The organism is Streptomyces sp. NPDC006335, assembly GCF_040612795.1.
GTDB lineage: Bacteria > Actinomycetota > Actinomycetes > Streptomycetales > Streptomycetaceae > Streptomyces.
The window spans coordinates 150,805-166,347 of record NZ_JBEXQX010000009.1 but is presented as its reverse complement, the minus strand read 5'-3'; the positions used below and the strand labels follow the sequence as shown (position 1 = coordinate 166,347).

Here is a 15,543-nt window from a genome sequence, read left to right as displayed (position 1 = left end):
CCGCTTCACCCTTCGGCTTGCCGGTAAATGATGGTGGTGCTGCCCACGACGATCCGCGAGCCGTCGCGGAGCGTAGCGCGGGTGGTGTGCTGCCCGTCCACCACGATGCCGTTGGTGGATCCGAGATCCTGGATCGTCGAGGGCGTTCCGGTCCGGATCTCGCAGTGCCGACGCGAGACGCCGGGGTCGTCGATCCGCACGTCGGCTTCGGTGCTGCGGCCCAGCACCAGCGTGGCGCGGGAGATCTGGTGGCGGGTGCCGTTGATCTCGATCCAGTGGCGGGTGCGGGAGCCCGGGGCGGGTGCGCCGACCGGGCCGCCGGCGCCGGGGCGCTGGGCCTGGGCGGGCTGCGGGTAGCCGTAGCCGCCGGGGGCGCCGCGGCCGGGAGGCGGGGCGGCCGGCATGGGCGGGGCGCCCGCCGGGGCGGCCGGCGGGTAGCCGTAGCCGCCGGGTGCCGGTGCGCCGGGCCGGCCGGCCGGGGCCGCGGGGCCGGGCGCCTGCTGGTTGGTGGAGGAGGCGAGCGTACGGCTGCGCACCCGGTACAGGCCGGTGTCGAGGTCGTCCGCCTTCTCCAGGTTGACCTTGATGGGGCCCATGAAGGTGTAGCGCTGCTGCTTGGCGTAGTCGCTCACCATGCCGGCGAGCTCGTCGCCGAGCTGGCCCGAGTAGGGGCTGAGCCGCTCGAAGTCCGGCGTGCTCAGCTCCACGATGAAGTCATTGGGTACGACCGTGCGGTCGCGGTTCCAGATGGTCGCGTTGTTGTCGCACTCCCGCTGGAGCGCTCCCGCGATCTCCACGGGCTGGACCTCGGACTTGAACACCTTGGCGAAGGTGCCGTTGACCAGACCTTCGAGACGCTGCTCGAACTTCTTCAGGACTCCCATGAGGCACCTCCTCCGTCCTTGCCGCCCTGGGTACTGCGCCGGCTGCTGCTTACCTGGTACTGCTTACTGATCGTATCCACGCGCCGGTGAATCGGCTGGTTCCCCCTGTCGGCACGGTCGACGGGTGTCGACGCCTCCGAGGTTCCCTGCGGAGCCCCACTTCGAACTCCGCTGTCGAACTCCGCTGTCAAGGATCGTAGAGGCGGCCGCGGACCAGTGTCCCGCACCTGACTGTGGACCCCTGCCTGCTCCTGGGGAGACGGCCCTTACCGGTACGAGGTTGATACGTGAACCAGCACTGGTCGGTACATGGCCGACGGGACCCCGGATCGGTGGCTCGCTTCCGAAGCCGCTGGTGGGCGGCTGCCCACGGACAACGGATGTGAACCCACCCTCTCCAGCGTGCTAATGTTCTGCGTGTCGGAAGGCGCCGCACCGCAAGGCGAGGAGCCCGAGGACACACCCAATGCGCGGGTGGCGGAATAGGCAGACGCGCTGGATTCAGGTTCCAGTGCCCGAAAGGGCGTGGGGGTTCAACTCCCCCCTCGCGCACAGCAACTGGAAGCCCCCCAGGTCCTGGACCTGGGGGGCTTCTTGTCGTCCCGGTGCGGGGGTCGAGGGTGGCGGGGCTCACGCTGTGAGGTCTCTCTCACTGGACTCGGGCTCGCCGGTGTCCGGCCTGCCGACGTCGGGTCCGCCGGCATCGAGCTGCACCCCGGGGGCGAGCTGCGGGGTGGGGTGGCGGGCGGGCGTCGGGTGGTGCGGGTGTGCGGGTGGGGCGGGTGTGCGGGTGGCGCGGCAGGCGGTGGAGAGGCCTCCGGCGTCGGATGGGACGGTGGAGGGGAGTCTCCGGCGTCGGACGGGACGGTGGAGGGGAGTCTCCGGCGTCGGACGGGACGGTGGAGGGGGCCTCCGGCGTCGGACGGGACGTGGACGGGGGAGACCGATCGGCGTCGGTCCAGGGGGTCACTCCCTCATGCCCGCCAGTTCCACCGCCCGGCGCCGCATGGCCAGCCCGGCCGGGGCGACGGAGAACACCACCGCGAGCACGGCACACGCGCCCACGGTCGCCCCGAGCTCCGCCCACGGCATCTCCACCGGGCTCCACACCGACAGCAGACCGAGCGCGCTCCACATGCCGGCCAGGTTGAGCCCGGCGACCAGGAGGCCGAGCACTCCGCCGACCACGACGACCATCAGGGCCTCGCCGGCGACCAGCCGCAGCACCTGCCACTGGGTGGCCCCGGCCAGCCGCAGGACGGCCAGGTCGCGCACCCGGTCGGAGGTCGCCATGACCATCGTGTTGACCAGGGAGATCCCGGTGTAGAGGAGGGCGATGCCGAGGACCAGGATGAAGCCGTACCGGGTGGTCCGGTTGGCCTCGGGGTAACTGGCCGACACCCACTGGTCCTTGGTGAGGACGTGCCCGCCCGCCTCGGTGAGCGCTGCGGTCACGGCGGCACGGTCGGCGCCGTCGGCGACGGTCACGTCCACCTGGTCGACGCTCGCGCCGGGGGCGTTGGCGGGGGTGACGTAGGCGCCGTTGTCGCCGGTGCCGGTCGTCATCACGGCGGCGATCCGCAGCGACTTCTTCGTGCCGTCCCCGAGCCACACGTCCACGCTCTGCCCGACGGTGTGCTTGTCCCACTCCTCGTTGACGATGATCGAGTCGTCGTCGAGGTCGCTGACCTTCCCGGCGGCCAGCGGCAGGTGCACGGTCTCGGCGAGCGGGCCCGGCTCCGCCGAGCGGGCCTCGGACTTGACGAGGGCGACCCCCTCCTCCAGGACGTACACGGCACTCGACGAGGTCGTCGATACCACGGCGCCCTTGAGCGCCTTGAGCTTCTTCACTGTCGCCGCGTCGAATCCGGCGTCCCCGGCCGGGGTGACGACGAACGTCGCCGCCGTCTGCTCGCGCGTCTCGGTCGCCTTCGCCTCGTTCAGGGTGGCCGTGGCGCCCAGCAGCGAGCCCGCGAGGGCGACGGTGACCAGGACGGGCGCCGCGACGGCCGCAGTACGGCGGATGCCCGCGGCGGCGTTCTCCCGCACCAGCATCCCGCCCGCGCCCGGCAGTTGGGCCGGCAGCCAGGCGATCAGCCGGGTGAGCGGACGCACCAGGATCGGCGCGAGCAGCGCGACCGCGGTGATCAGCAGCATCGGACGGCTCACATAGGTCTTGCGGTGCAGCAGCTCACCGGGGTCGGAGACCAGGGCGAGGCCGAGTGTCACCGCGGCGGTCAGCAACAGGCCCGCCCCGAACACCCAGCGGCCCCACGTCATCGCCTTGGTGTCCACGGACGCCTCGCGCAACGCCTGGGTGGGCCCGGTGCGGCCGGCCCGCCAGGACGCGGCGATCACCCCGAGCAGCGCGACGAGCAGACCGGCCCAGAAGGCCATGTGGTACGGCCAGGTGAAGTCGCCGATGGTGAACCAGCCGGGCGCCAGACCGCCGTCGACCACCCACGCGGCCAGCTTCGGGGCGCCGTACGCGCCCAGCACACAGCCCGCCGCCGACGCCGGCACGCCGACCACCAGGGCCTCGGCGAACACCATCAGCCGGACCTGGCCGGGCGTGGCCCCCGCGGTGCGCAGCAGGCCGAACTCCCGGCGCCGCTGGGCGACCGCGAAGGCGAACGTGGACGCCACCACGAACACCGACACGAACGCGGTGACCCCGCCGGCGGTGCCGAACATGGCGTTCATCGCGGTGAGCGCCTCCTTGTCGCGGTCCGGGTCGGCGTCGGCGAACCTGCGGTCGGTGCCGGTGAGGACCTGGAGGTCCTGGCCCGCGACGGCCGCGCGGACGTCGGCCGCGTCCGCCTTCACCACCAACTGGGTGCTCTTCGGCGCCAGTCCGGCCGCCCGGGCGTCGGTGTAGAAGACGGCGTCCTCGAAGCCGCGCGGGGCGACGGTGCCGGCCACCGTCACGGTGCCGACCACCGTCACGATGCCGCGGTCGGTCGTCACCCGCTCACCGGGCCGCGCCCAGTCACCGCTGACGACGACCTCGTCGGCCGCGCGGGGAGCACGGCCAGCGTCGATCGCGTACGGCGCGAAGGCGGCCGTGGACCAGGGGTGCCCGACCAGGTCGCCGGGGCCTTTCGCGGCCCGCACGGGGAAGGACCGGTCCGCGACGACCGTGCCGAGCCGGCGCAGCTTCGCCACGGTCTCCGCGGGCACCGCGCGGGGGTGGGCAAGCTTCTGGGTGCGATCACCGATCGGCGTCGGCACGGACAGCGTGTCCTGCCCCTGGACGACGACCGGTGCCGCGGCGAACCGCTCCGGCTTCCGCTCGGGCGCGTCCAGGGAGGAGGCGAGGGCCAGGCCCATCACGGCGAGCAGGGCGACGCCCAGCGAAAGCGCGACGAAGCTGCCGACGAAGGTGACCCAGCGGGTGCGCAGGGTGCGCAGGGCGACGCTCAGCACGGCACGGCCTCCAGCTTGGTCATGCGCGCCGCGATGTCGCCCGCGCTCGCGCCGACCAGCTCGCCGTTGACACGGCCGTCGACGAGGAAGACCACGCGGTCGGCGTAGGAGGCGGCCACCGGGTCGTGGGTGACCATGATGATCGTCTGGCCCTCGCTGTCGACCATGGAGCGCAGCAGGGCCAGCACCTCACGGCTGGTCTGCGAGTCCAGGGCGCCGGTCGGCTCGTCGCCGAAGAGGACCTCGGGGCGGGTGATCAGGGCGCGGGCCAGCGCGACGCGTTGCTGCTGACCGCCGGACATCTCCGTCGGCCGGTGCCGGGCGCGGTCGCCGAGACCGACCTGCCGGAGTACCTCGCGGACCCGGGACTTCGCGACCCGCTTGCCGGCCAGGCGCAGCGGCAGGGCGACGTTCTGCTCGGCGGTCAGCGCGGGGAGCAGGTTGAACGCCTGGAAGACGAACCCGATGCACTCGCGTCGCAGCAGCGTCAGCCTGGTCTCGCTGAGCTTGGTCAGTTCGGTGCCGCCCATTGAGATCGAACCCGAGGTGGGGCGGTCCAGACCCGCGGCGCACTGGAGGAGCGTCGACTTGCCTGAGCCGGAGGGGCCCATGACGGCGGTGAAGGTGGCGCGCGGGAAGGAGAGCGAGACCTGGTCGAGGGCCGTCACGGCGCTGTCGCCCGACCCGTAGCTCCTGCTGACGGAGCGCAACTGGATGGCGTCGTTGTTCATCTGTCCCAACTCGTTCGGTGTCGGTCCTCCCGCGCACCTGGCGGGACGGAGGGTTCGGTTCCCGGTGAGCCGGCACCGGCATCGCCATGAGGGGCGGGGCCGGGGCCGGGGCGCCGGGTCCGGCGTTGCGGGTTGCGGGTTGCGTGTGGCAGGTGGCGTGTGTCGGGTTGCGGGTGGCTGCCTTGGCAGGAGGCTGGCTGCCGTGGCAGGAGGCTGCGCCGGGAGCGGCCGGGGGCGGTGTCATCCGGGTCCGGCGGGCCCGACGACGTAGCCGATGAGCACGAACGCCGGGGCCCACACGGCGCTGCTGACCCCGGACCACAGCAGATACGGGCGCAGGGGCATGCGCAGCGCTCCGCACAGTGTCGGCATCAGGGTCCGCGGGACGGCGGTGCAGCGGCCGACGAACACCGCGCCGGCGCCCTGGGGTTCGAGAGCCCGAGGGCCCGCTCGGTGTACCGGCGTCGGCCCGCCCGTGCCTGGAGCGGTGTCGGCACCCGGCCCTTTCAGCGCCGTCCGACCGCGTATCCGGCCAGGTTGCCGAGGACGGCACCGGCCGGCGCGGTGAGCAGCGCCGCCTCGACCGCCACATGGCCCGGCGGGCGAGCATCGCGCCCAGCACGACCGCCGTCTGCCCCGGCAGCAGCACACCGATCACCGGCAGGGCCGTCTCCAGCGCGGGCAGCAGCAGCACCACGGCGAGGATGCCGACACCGCCGTGCGCCGCCAACTGCTCCGCCAGCCAAGCCGTCATCCGGGTGCCGCCTCTCTCGCCTTTACGGTGACTCAACGAAACCGCGTGGGGACCCCCGGGCGCAGTGCGGCAGGGGCGAGGCTTGGGGTAGGGCTGGGCATACCCACGGCGTTCGGGCCGGCTCACCCGACTCCCGCGACTCATGCGGCCTGGCTCACCCGGCTCATGCGAGGGCTCGCCGCGAGGGTGTGCCGTGGGGGCTCGCTGTCGAGCGGACAGCTGTACCCCGTCGTGGGGCGGCCGGGACCGCCGTACGCCTGCCCGCGCGGCCGTACGGCGGACCCGCGCCCCCTGCGCTGACCTGGCCGGATCCCGTCGCCCCCGCCGCCGGGGGTATGGCTGGCCCTACCCCCGGCCCGCCCCCTGGACCCATGGCCGGGCGTCCGGCCGCCCTTCTACGGTGATTCCCATGCACCCTCGGAATGTGTGGCAGGCCATGTCCCGGCCCGGCTTCCTGTTGTCGGCGTGGCCCTGGCGCTCGGTCGGCTACCTGCTGACCGGAGCGCTCGCCGGTGTCCTCGCCCTGGTCGGGCTGGTGACGCTGGCGGCCGTCGGCGGGGCGCTGGCCTTAGTGCTCGTCGGGCTGCCGCTGCTGGTCGTGCTCGCCCTCGCCGGTCTGCCGGTGGCCTGGGTGGAACGGCGCCGGCTCGCCCTGGTCGACCTGGACCCGGCGCCGGACCCGCACCGGCCGCCCGCCGCCGAGGGACTGGTGTCCTGGCTGAGGACCCGGCTGAGGGAACAGGTCACCTGGCGCGAACTCGCGTACACCGTGCTGTTCGCGGGCCTGCTGTGGCCGCTGGACGCGCTGGTGTTCACGGTCGCGCTGCTCTTCCCGCTCTCCATGGCCGCCACCCCGCTCCTCATGGCCACCCTCGGCGAGGGCCGTGAGACGAAGGTGCTCAAGCAGTGGACGGTCACCACCTGGCCGACGGCGTTCGGGGTCGCCGTGCTCGGACTGCTGCTGCTGGCCCTCGGCGCCTACGTCCTGGCCGTCGCGGCCGGCGCCCGCGCCGAACTGACCCGGCTGTTGATCGCCGACCGGGACGGCGACCTGGACGCCCGGGTCGTCGAACTGAGCCGCTCTCGGGTGCGGTTGGTGGACGCCTTCGAGGCGGAGCGCCGGCGCATCGAACGCGACCTGCACGACGGCGCCCAACAGCGCCTGGTCGCCCTGACGATGACGCTCGGCCTGGCCCGCCTCGACGCCCCGCCGGGGCCCCTCGCCGACCAGCTCGCCAAGGCCCACGACGAGGCGGGCAAGGCCCTCGCCGAACTGCGCGAACTCATCCACGGCATCCACCCGAAGGTCCTGGCGGACTACGGCCTCGGGGCCGCCGTGGCCGACGCCGCCGACCGCTCCGTGGTCCCCGTCGACGTGGACCTCCCGCTGCCGGGACGGTTCGGGCAGGCGGTGGAGGCGGCCGCGTACTTCGTGGTCTGCGAGGCCCTCGCCAACATCGCCAAGCACAGCGGCGCGAGCCGCGCCCAGGTCAGCGGCGGGCACACGGGCGGGCGGCTGGTCCTGGAGGTGCGCGACGACGGCTGCGGCGGTGCCGACGCCTCGGCGGGCAGCGGACTGACCGGACTCGCGGACCGGGTGTCGGTCCTGGATGGCAGACTCTCCCTGTCCAGCCCGCCTGGCGGACCGACCCTGCTGCGTGTGGAGTTCCCTTGCGAGGTGACCGAGGTGACCGAGTTGAGCGAGGCGGCCGACCGCTTCGCGTAGTCCTGGCCGAGGACAGCGTGCTGTTGCGCGAGGGCCTCATAGGCCTGCTCGGCCGCTGCGGTCACGAGGTCGTCGCAGCCGTCGGCGACGCGCAGGCGCTGATCGCGGCGGTCGAGGAGCACGGCCCGGACATCGTGGTCACCGACGTCCGCATGCCGCCCGGCTTCCAGGACGAGGGCCTGCACGCGGCGGTCCGCCTGCGGGAGAGCCGACCCGCCCTGCCGGTGCTGGTGCTCAGCCAGTACGTGCAGCGGACCTACGCCTCCGAACTCCTCGACTCCGGCGACGGCACGGGCGTCGGCTACCTGCTCAAGGACCGCGTCGGCCAGGTCGAGGAGTTCGTCGACGCGCTGTCCGAGGTCGCGGCCGGCGGCACGGTCGTGGACCCCGAGGTCGTACGGCAACTGCTGCGCCGGCGCCGCGATCCGCTGGAGCGGCTCACCCCGCGCGAGCGGGAGGTGCTGGCGCTGATAGCGGAGGGCAAGTCCAACGGCGCCATCGCGCGGGAACTCGTCGTCTCCGAGGCGGCGGTGGGCAAGCACATCGGCGGCATCCTGACGAAGCTGGACCTGCCACCCGCGGACGAGACACATCGACGGGTGCTGGCGGTACTGGCGTATTTGCGGGCGTGACGATGCCTGCGGCGCTTGGGCGGGGGTAGGGGTCGGCTGTGTGGGGTGGCGGTCGCCTGTGTGGGGTGGCCCTTGCTGCCCGGGGTGACTTTCCCCTGGCCGGTGTGGCCTCCCCCCCCGGCTGGGGGTGAGCTCGCTATGGGTGGTGGTGGTGCGGCTTCTGCGGTTGGCTGGGGTGGCTGCTTCCCTGACGGTGTGGCCCTCTCCATTGGCCGGCGGGGGCCTTTCCCTGGCGGTGCGGTCGTCCACCGGCTCGGGGGGCCTTCGCAGTTGGCCCCAGACCGGCGCGAGCAGCTACAAGGCCTTCATGACTTCGGCCACGGCAACTACGAGGCGGCCGGCACCTCAGAGGCCAGCAAGGCCCTCCTGGACAACGCCTCCCACGCCGACCTCAAGCGCGTGTGCGCCACGTACTCGGGCGTGGAGAAGACGTCGTGCGACGCGGCGGCGTGAGCGCCGGGACGGCCGTTGTGCACCACGTGGTTGTCCACAGGGTCTGACGCGTTTCGGCTGGTGGTTGTACGGTCGGCACGAATTGATGTTCCTGCGAGTCACGGGGGAGGCGGTCGCGGTGACCGAGGGTGGTGTGGAGGCGACGGCCGGGGTGCGGGCCGGTGCGAAGGCCGGGGTGGACGAGGAATCGGCCGGAGTCCGCGAGGCCTCGGCGGGCTCGTCCCCCGACTCGTCGGCCGGGTCCCGGCGGCCCCTGGTGCGCGGCTTCGCCCAGTGGCCGGTCGAGGGCTCGCCCAAGAAGAAGGGCAAGGCCCTGCGGGAGAGCGTCCCGCGCAGTGCCCACGCGGCACTCGACCTCGACATCTCCCGCCCCGGCGCGGTCGACGCGGTGGAGGAGTCCAGCCGGGGCCGCCTTCCCGAGCTCACGCCGATCCGGGTGGGCCGGATGGCGGCCACGCCGTTCGCCTTCCTGCGCGGCTCGGCGGGCCTCATGGCGTACGACCTGGCCCGCACCCCGATGACCAGGATCCGCGCCCAGATCTGCGGCGACGCGCACGCGGCGAACTTCGGCCTGTACGGCGACGCCCGCGGCGGCCTCGTCATCGACCTGAACGACTTCGACGAGACGGTGTACGGCCCCTGGGAGTGGGACCTCAAGCGGCTCGCCGCCTCCCTGGTCCTCGCGGGCCGGGAGATCGGCGCCGACGAGGACACCTGCCGCGCGGCCGCGCACGGAGCGGTGGGCGCCTACCGGCGCACCATGCGGCTGCTGGCCAAGCTCCCGGTGCTGGACGCGTGGAACGCGATCGCGGACGAGGAACTCGTCTCCCACACCGACGCCCACGACCTGGTCGGCACGCTGGAGCGGGTCTCGGAGAAGGCGCGGGCCAACACCAGCGGGCGCTTCGCGGCGAGGTCGACGGAGCTCACCGAGGACGGCGGCCGGCGTTTCGTGGACGCCCCGCCGGTGCTGCGCCGGGTGCCCGACGAGGAGGCCGCGGCGGTGGCCTCCTCACTGGAGCACTACCTGACCACGCTCTCCGAGGACCGCCTCCCGCTGCTGGCCCGGCACGCGGTGCACGACGTGGCGTTCCGCGTCGTCGGCACCGGCAGCGTCGGCACGCGCTCCTACGTCGTCCTGCTGCTGGACCACCGCGGCGAACCGCTGGTCCTCCAGGTCAAGGAGGCGCGGGCCTCGGCCCTCCTGCCGCACCTGGTCACCGCGGGCTTCGACGTCCCGTCGGTCGACCACGAGGGCCGCCGGGTGGTCCTCGGGCAGAAGCGGATGCAGGTCGTCAGCGACATCCTGCTGGGGTGGACGACCGTCGAGGGCCGTCCCTTCCAGGTCCGCCAGTTCCGCAACCGCAAGGGCAGCGTCGACCCCGCCGCCCTCTCCGCCGACCAGATCGACGACTACGGCCGCATGACCGGCGCCCTCCTGGCCCGCGCCCACTCGCACAGCGCCGACCCCCGCCTCGTCGCCGGCTACTGCGGCAAGAACGACGAACTCGACGAGGCCGTCGCCACCTTCGCCGTCACCTACGCCGACCGCACGGAGGCCGACCACGCGGACCTGGTGTCGGCGGTGAGGTCGGGACGGATCGCGGCGGAGACGGGGGTGTGAGGAGGCGGGGCGTCTCGAGAGGCTTGGCCGTACCCATCCCCCGGAGGCGCTTGGCCGCACCCGCCCTCCGGAGGCGCTTGGCCGCACCCACCGAGGGCGCCGAGGGCGCGGGGAACTGCGCGCTCAACCTCCACTCGCCGACACCCGGCCCGACCACCCGGCCCGACCACCTGACCCACCCCGGATGGCGCCTGCCTTGCACCGACACAGTTACGCTGTCCGGATGACGTCCCCGGAAACCGACCCCCCCGGCACAGCCGCCGCAGACGCAGGCACGGCGCGGTTGGAGCGGGCCGTGCGGGCAGCCGAGCAGGCGCTCATCGAGTACGAGATCGCGGTGGAGACCTTCCGCATCGAGGTGGAGAACTTCTCCCGCCTGAACCACCAGAAGCTCGGTCCCATGTACACCCGCCTCGACGAGCTGGACGCGCAGATCGCGGAGATCCGGGCCGCCCGCAGCGGCGACCCCGAGGATCTGCGCAAGGCGGAGGAGGCCCGCGCCCGCGTGCTGCCGATGCCCGGCGTCGAGGAGCTTTTCCACGGCTGGATGGACGGGGAGGGCCTGTTCCCGGAGGCCGCCGCGATGCTCACCGACCAACCGGTGCGGCCCCCGCAGCGGGTGCGTCCCAGCGACGAGGCCCGCAAGCTCTACCGCGAGCTCGCCCGCAAGGCCCACCCGGACCTCGCCCAGGACGACACCGAGCGGGCGCGTCGCGAGGAGTTCATCACCCGGGTCAACGGGGCATACTCCCGCGGCGACGAGCCCCTCCTGCGGGAGTTGTCCGAGGAGTGGGCCGCCGGTCCCAAGCCGCCGGAGCAGGGCCCCAGCGCCAGCGAGGAGCTCTACGCCCGCCTCGAATGGCTGGCCCAGCGCAAGGAACTGCTCTCGGTGGTCGCGCGGGAGCTGGAGGAGAGCGCGATCGGCTCGATGCTCCGGATGGCACCGGACGACCCGGACCGCCTCCTGGAGGAGATCGCCGAGAAGCTCCTGGCCGACGTCTCCACGCGCGAGGCGGAGCTCGCGGAGCTGCTCGCGCAGGAGTGACCGGCAGTTTCCCCGGGGCGTCGGGTAGCGTCGGCCTCATGAATTTCGGTGCTGGTGTGCCCACGGTCCAGGTCACGGATCTCAAGGACGACGACTTCCTGCTGGACGTCCGCGAGGACGACGAGTGGCAGGCGGGTCACGCCGAAGGGGCGCTGCACATCCCCATCAGCGAGTTCGTGGCCCGTTACGGCGAGCTGACCGAGGCCGCCCCGCAGGACGGCCGCGTCCATGTGATCTGCCGGTCCGGCGGCCGCTCGGCCCAGGTCACGATGTACCTGGCCCAGCAGGGCGTCGACGCGGCGAACGTCGACGGCGGGATGCAGTCGTGGGCCCAGGCGGGCCGCCCCGTGGTGACCGACGACGGGCGGCCGGGCTTCGTGCTCTAGCCTTCGGCGGTCCCGGGCGGCGGGCCGCTCAGTTGTCCTGGCCGCTCGGGTTCCGGTCGTAACGGCTGGCGTGGCGGGCCAGTCGGCCCGCCGCGAGGGTCGCGGCGGACACCGCGCGCGTCCAGCGCGGACCGCCCCGGGCCGCCCACCAGACACAGGCACATCCCCCGACGGTGAGCACGGGGATGCCGGACAGGGCGAGCACCAGCATGCTCGGCCTCCTTCTGGTGGTGGGGTTCCGTCATCCTCTCAGTCGCCTGCCAAGGGCTCCGCGGTTTCCTCTCATCCCAGGGGATGTGCCGCCAGCAGGTCCCCCAGCGCCTCCTCGTGCGCCGCCGCCGGGCCGAGCGACAGCTCCAGATGCTTGGCCCAGGCGTGGTACCGGTGCAGCGGGTATGTGACATCGGCGCCGAACCCGCCGTGCAGATGCTGCGCCGTCTGCACCACCCGCCGTACCCCTTCCGACGCCCAGATCTTCGCCACGGCCACGTCCCCCGCCACCGGCAGCGCCCCCCGCGCCCCCGAGGCGAGCCGCCAGGCGGCCTGCCACAGCGTGACCTCCATCGCGCGCAGGTCGATGTAACGGTCGGCGGCCTGCACGGCGACGGCCTGGAAGGTGGCGACCGGGAACCCGAACTGCTCCCGCCCACTGGTGTATTCACTGCTCATCCGCAGCACCCGCTCGCCCAGCCCGAGCGCGAGCGCGCATGTCCCCGTGGTCAGCAGGTCCCGCAGCCACTCCCACGCGCCCTCGACGTCGATCACGTCCCGCGCGGCGATCCGCGCCGACTCCAGCCGCAGCTCGCCCAGCCGCTCCCCGCTGGTGGAGAACTGCTCGCCGAGCGCGACCCCGTCATGCACCCGGGGCACCAGCGCGAGGACGGTCCGGCCCGCGGCCGTGTGCGCCGGTACGACGACGAAGTCCGCGTCGTACGCCCACGGCACCGCCGTCTGCACCCCGTCCAGGATCCAGTCGGCGCCCTCCCCCTCCTCCTGCCGCGCGGTGACGGCGAGTTCGGCGGGGTCGTGCCCGGTGCGGCCGCTCGCGGCGACGGTCAGCACGACCTCCCCGCGCCCCGCCCGCTCCAGCAACTCCCCCCGCAACTCCCGCCCGCCGTACGCCTGTACGGCCGCCATGGCCGCGCTGGTCTCCAGCAGCGGGACCCGCGCCAGCACCTTCGCCGACTCGCGCAGCACCAGGCACAGCGCGACGGCGTCCAGGCCCGCACCGCCCTGCTCCTGCGGCAACAGCAGGCTCAGCAGGTCCGCGTCGGCGAGCCTGGCCCACAGCGCGCGGTCGAACTCGTCGGCCACGGCACCCGTGGTCAGCGCCGGGGACGGCACCGCGTCCGGCGCGACATCGGCGAACACCCCCCGCGCCGCCTCGGCCGCCGCCTGCTGCTCCTCGCTGAAGGTGAAGTCCACGGTCCCTGTCCTTCCGACGCGTCGGCAGATCGGGCCACGATCTGACGGTCCGTCAAGATAGAACAGGTTCTAGAAGAAGGGAACGGGGTCCACGCCCCGCTGCCCGCCCGGGCTCGCCTACCCTCCCCTCACCTGTCGAAGTCCAGCTCCACCTTCTCCGTCACCGGATGCGACTGACACGCCAGCACATAGCCCGCCTGCGTCTCCTCCGGCTCCAACGCGAAGTTGCGCTCCATGCGCACCTCCCCGGAGACCAGGAAGGCCCGGCAGGTCCCGCACACCCCGCCCTTGCAGGCATAGGGCGCGTCGGACCGGTTGCGCAGCACCGTCTCCAGCAGCGACTCGCCGTCCTGGACGGGCCAGCTGCCGCCGCGTCCGTCGAGCCGTGCGGTCACCGTGCTGTGCGCGGGCGCGGGAACCGTCTGCACCGGAGCAGCCCCCGCGTCCACATGGAAGATCTCCTCGTGGATCCGGGTACGGGCGACCCCGAGCTCCCGCAACGCCTTCTCGGCACCCTGAACCAGTCCGAACGGCCCGCACAGGAACCACCCCGCCACCCGGTCCACCGGCAGCAGCGCGGGCAGCAGCCCGGTCAGCCGCTGCCGGTCGAGCCGCCCGGACGGCAGCCCCGCCTGCTGCTCCTCCCGGGAAAGCACCGTGACCAGCTGGAACCGCTCGGGGTGACGGTCCTTCAGGTCGGCGACCTCCTCCAGGAACATCGTCGACGCGGACGTACGGTCGCTGCGGATCAGACAGAACCGGGCCTCGGGCTCGCGCGCCAGCAGGGTCGCCGCGATCGACAGCACCGGGGTGATGCCGCTGCCGCCGACGATCGCCGCGTACAGACCGGGCGCCGGGTCGAGGGTGAACCGGCCCGCCGGTGTCATCACCTCCAGCTCGTCACCGACGTCGATCTCCTTGAGGGCGTACGTCGAGAAGGCGCCGCCCTCCACGAGCCGCACGCCGACCCGCAGTTCGCGCGGTCCCTCCGCGTCGGGCGCCGGGGAGCAGATGGAGTAGGTCCGGCGTATCTCCTTGCCGTCGGCCGTGCGGCGCAGGGCGAGATGCTGGCCGGCGGCGTGCCGGAACTCCTCGCGCAGCTCGGGCGGCACGGTGAGGGTCAGGGCCACGGAGTCGTCGGTGAGCCGGTCGACCGCGGCCACCGGGAGCGGGTGGAAGCGGGCCATCACAACTCCTTGAAGTGGTCGAACGGTTCACGGCAGTCCAGGCACCGCCGCAGCGCCTTGCACGCGGTGGAGGAGAACCGGCTGAGCAGTTCGGTGTCGGCGGAACCGCAGTGCGGGCAGACGACGGCCTCGACCTGCGCGTCGCGTGTCCTTGTCGGCCCCAGTCCCACCGTGACCGGACCGGCCGACGTCACGCGGGGCGGCGCTATGCCGAACTCCCGCAGCTTGCGGCGCCCTTCGTCGGTGATGTCGTCGGTCGACCAGGCGGGCGCGAGCACCGTGCGGACGGTGACCTCCCGCACGCCGTGTTCGTGGAGCACCCGCTCTATGTCGAGGGACATGGCCTCGATCGCCGGGCAGCCGGTGTACGTCGGGGTCAGTTCGACCTCGACAGCGTCCGCGGCCCGGACACGCACCGCGCGCAGCACGCCCAGCTCGCGCAGGGTGAGCACGGGCAGTTCGGGGTCGGGCACCGAGCCGGCGAGCGCGAACAGCTCGGTCTCCAGCGGGGTGAGCGTCACCATGACGCCCCCGGGTGACTGCGGTGCAGGTGCTGCATCTCGGCGAGCATCCGCCCGAAGGACTCGGTGTGCAGGCCCTGCCGCCCCGCCCCCGCGGCCCACGCCCCCGAGCGCGGTCCTTCGGGGACGCTCAGGGTGGCCCGGCGCAGGACATCCCCGACGGCCGCCAGCCAGACGGCCTCCATGCGCTCGACGTCGACGTCCACTCCCTCCACCGGCTGGAACATCTCGCCGGTGAACCGCCACAGCGCCTCGCACGCCCGCCGCATCCGGCCGTGGCTCTCCTCGGTGCCGTCGCCGAGCCGCAGGGTCCACTGCTCGGCGTGGTCGCGGTGGTAGGCGACCTCCTTGACGGCCTTCGCGGCGAGCGGGGCGAAGGGGCCGCCGCCCGCGGCCAGTTCGGCGTACAGCAGGTGCTGGTAGGTGGAGAAGTAGAGCTGGCGGACGATGGTGTGGGCGAAGTCGCCGTTCGGCTGCTCCACCAGCTGGAGGTTGCGGAAGGCGCGTTCCTCGCGCAGATACGCCAGTTCGTCCTCGTCACCGGCCATGGACAGCAGCACCCGGGCTTGGCCGAGCAGGTCGAGGGCGATATTGGCGAGGGCGACCTCCTCCTCCAGGACGGGGGCGTGACCCGCCCACTCGCCGAGGCGGTGCGAGAGCACCAGGGCGTCGTCGCCGAGGGCGAGGGCCGCCGCCGTGGGAACCGGGGTGGGCAGCGGGGCGGTGGACGTCCCGGATGCGGACTCGGA

At 73.2% G+C, this 15,543-nt stretch carries 14 protein-coding genes, 1 tRNA gene and 1 pseudogene; 7 read left to right on the top strand and 9 right to left on the bottom strand.

The annotated features are described in order from the left end of the window. Nucleotides 1–5 precede the first annotated feature (5 nt). A complete protein-coding gene (locus tag ABZ098_RS25090; protein WP_356594680.1) occupies nucleotides 6–884 on the bottom strand; it encodes a DUF3662 and FHA domain-containing protein in 879 nt (292 codons plus the stop codon). A 468-nt stretch (nucleotides 885–1,352) separates the two neighbouring features. Here ABZ098_RS25090 and ABZ098_RS25085 point away from each other — a divergent pair. Beyond that, a tRNA-Leu gene (locus ABZ098_RS25085) sits at nucleotides 1,353–1,436 on the top strand. 414 nt (nucleotides 1,437–1,850) lie between these two features. Here the strand turns inward: ABZ098_RS25085 and ABZ098_RS25080 are convergent. The 3 genes from ABZ098_RS25080 to ABZ098_RS25070 form a co-directional block, all read right to left on the bottom strand. Continuing rightward, nucleotides 1,851–4,310: an FtsX-like permease family protein gene (locus ABZ098_RS25080; RefSeq protein ID WP_356594678.1), complete on the bottom strand. Its 2,460-nt coding sequence runs from the start codon at nucleotides 4,308–4,310 to the stop codon at nucleotides 1,851–1,853. Further along, entirely contained in the window at nucleotides 4,304–5,041 is a 738-nt protein-coding gene (locus ABZ098_RS25075; protein ID WP_356594676.1) for an ABC transporter ATP-binding protein, read from the bottom strand. Before ABZ098_RS25075 ends, ABZ098_RS25080 begins: the two co-directional genes overlap by 7 nt. A gap of 240 nt (nucleotides 5,042–5,281) precedes the next feature. After that, nucleotides 5,282–5,692 carry a VTT domain-containing protein gene (locus tag ABZ098_RS25070; protein ID WP_356594674.1) on the bottom strand — a complete coding sequence of 137 codons (411 nt, stop codon included), beginning with the start codon at nucleotides 5,690–5,692 and terminating at the stop codon, nucleotides 5,282–5,284. Between the two features lie 539 nt (nucleotides 5,693–6,231). Between ABZ098_RS25070 and ABZ098_RS25065 the strand changes: the two genes are divergently transcribed. The 6 genes and pseudogenes from ABZ098_RS25065 to ABZ098_RS25040 all read left to right on the top strand — a co-directional run bounded on the left by ABZ098_RS25065 (nucleotide 6,232) and on the right by ABZ098_RS25040 (nucleotide 11,661). After that, nucleotides 6,232–7,521, top strand: a complete 1,290-nt coding sequence (locus ABZ098_RS25065) for a sensor domain-containing protein (protein WP_356595047.1) — start codon at nucleotides 6,232–6,234, stop codon at nucleotides 7,519–7,521. Between the two features lie 17 nt (nucleotides 7,522–7,538). Then, on the top strand, nucleotides 7,539–8,153 hold the full coding sequence (locus ABZ098_RS25060; protein ID WP_356594672.1) for a response regulator transcription factor: 615 nt from the start codon (nucleotides 7,539–7,541) through the stop codon (nucleotides 8,151–8,153). 306 nt (nucleotides 8,154–8,459) lie between these two features. Beyond that, nucleotides 8,460–8,606: pseudogene (locus tag ABZ098_RS25055) on the top strand (phospholipase A2); the annotation flags it as partial. 85 nt (nucleotides 8,607–8,691) lie between these two features. Then, nucleotides 8,692–10,230, top strand: coding sequence for a DUF2252 domain-containing protein (locus ABZ098_RS25050; RefSeq protein WP_356594670.1), 1,539 nt, complete (start codon nucleotides 8,692–8,694; stop codon nucleotides 10,228–10,230). 223 nt (nucleotides 10,231–10,453) lie between these two features. After that, nucleotides 10,454–11,275 (top strand): J domain-containing protein, encoded by an 822-nt coding sequence (locus tag ABZ098_RS25045; protein WP_356594668.1) that lies wholly within the window; start codon nucleotides 10,454–10,456, stop codon nucleotides 11,273–11,275. Nucleotides 11,276–11,331: 56 nt separating this feature from the next. Continuing rightward, a complete protein-coding gene (locus tag ABZ098_RS25040) occupies nucleotides 11,332–11,661 on the top strand; it encodes a rhodanese-like domain-containing protein (RefSeq protein WP_356595045.1) in 330 nt (109 codons plus the stop codon). 28 nt (nucleotides 11,662–11,689) lie between these two features. Here the strand turns inward: ABZ098_RS25040 and ABZ098_RS25035 are convergent, their stop codons facing one another. The 5 genes from ABZ098_RS25035 to paaC form a co-directional block, all read right to left on the bottom strand. Further along, a complete protein-coding gene (locus ABZ098_RS25035; protein WP_356594666.1) occupies nucleotides 11,690–11,872 on the bottom strand; it encodes a hypothetical protein in 183 nt (60 codons plus the stop codon). 71 nt (nucleotides 11,873–11,943) lie between these two features. Continuing rightward, nucleotides 11,944–13,086 (bottom strand): acyl-CoA dehydrogenase family protein, encoded by a 1,143-nt coding sequence (locus ABZ098_RS25030; protein WP_356594664.1) that lies wholly within the window; start codon nucleotides 13,084–13,086, stop codon nucleotides 11,944–11,946. A gap of 128 nt (nucleotides 13,087–13,214) precedes the next feature. Beyond that, nucleotides 13,215–14,273: a 2Fe-2S iron-sulfur cluster-binding protein gene (locus ABZ098_RS25025; protein ID WP_356594662.1), complete on the bottom strand. Its 1,059-nt coding sequence runs from the start codon at nucleotides 14,271–14,273 to the stop codon at nucleotides 13,215–13,217. Then, nucleotides 14,273–14,797, bottom strand: coding sequence for a 1,2-phenylacetyl-CoA epoxidase subunit PaaD (gene paaD, locus ABZ098_RS25020; RefSeq protein WP_356594660.1), 525 nt, complete (start codon nucleotides 14,795–14,797; stop codon nucleotides 14,273–14,275). Before paaD ends, ABZ098_RS25025 begins: the two co-directional genes overlap by 1 nt. Then, nucleotides 14,791–15,510 (bottom strand): 1,2-phenylacetyl-CoA epoxidase subunit PaaC, encoded by a 720-nt coding sequence (gene paaC, locus ABZ098_RS25015; protein ID WP_356595043.1) that lies wholly within the window; start codon nucleotides 15,508–15,510, stop codon nucleotides 14,791–14,793. Before paaC ends, paaD begins: the two co-directional genes overlap by 7 nt. Between the last annotated feature and the right edge of the window lie 33 nt (nucleotides 15,511–15,543).

Coding starts and splice junctions, on each gene's coding strand:
- ABZ098_RS25065 (WP_356595047.1), top strand. CDS start 6,232: ATGTCCCGGCCCGGCTTCCTGTTGTCGGCGTGGCCCTGGCGCTCGGTC.
- ABZ098_RS25090 (WP_356594680.1), bottom strand. CDS start 884: ATGGGAGTCCTGAAGAAGTTCGAGCAGCGTCTCGAAGGTCTGGTCAAC.
- ABZ098_RS25035 (WP_356594666.1), bottom strand. CDS start 11,872: ATGCTGGTGCTCGCCCTGTCCGGCATCCCCGTGCTCACCGTCGGGGGA.
- ABZ098_RS25075 (WP_356594676.1), bottom strand. CDS start 5,041: ATGAACAACGACGCCATCCAGTTGCGCTCCGTCAGCAGGAGCTACGGG.
- ABZ098_RS25045 (WP_356594668.1), top strand. CDS start 10,454: ATGACGTCCCCGGAAACCGACCCCCCCGGCACAGCCGCCGCAGACGCA.
- ABZ098_RS25025 (WP_356594662.1), bottom strand. CDS start 14,273: ATGGCCCGCTTCCACCCGCTCCCGGTGGCCGCGGTCGACCGGCTCACC.
- paaD (WP_356594660.1), bottom strand. CDS start 14,797: ATGGTGACGCTCACCCCGCTGGAGACCGAGCTGTTCGCGCTCGCCGGC.
- ABZ098_RS25050 (WP_356594670.1), top strand. CDS start 8,692: ATGTTCCTGCGAGTCACGGGGGAGGCGGTCGCGGTGACCGAGGGTGGT.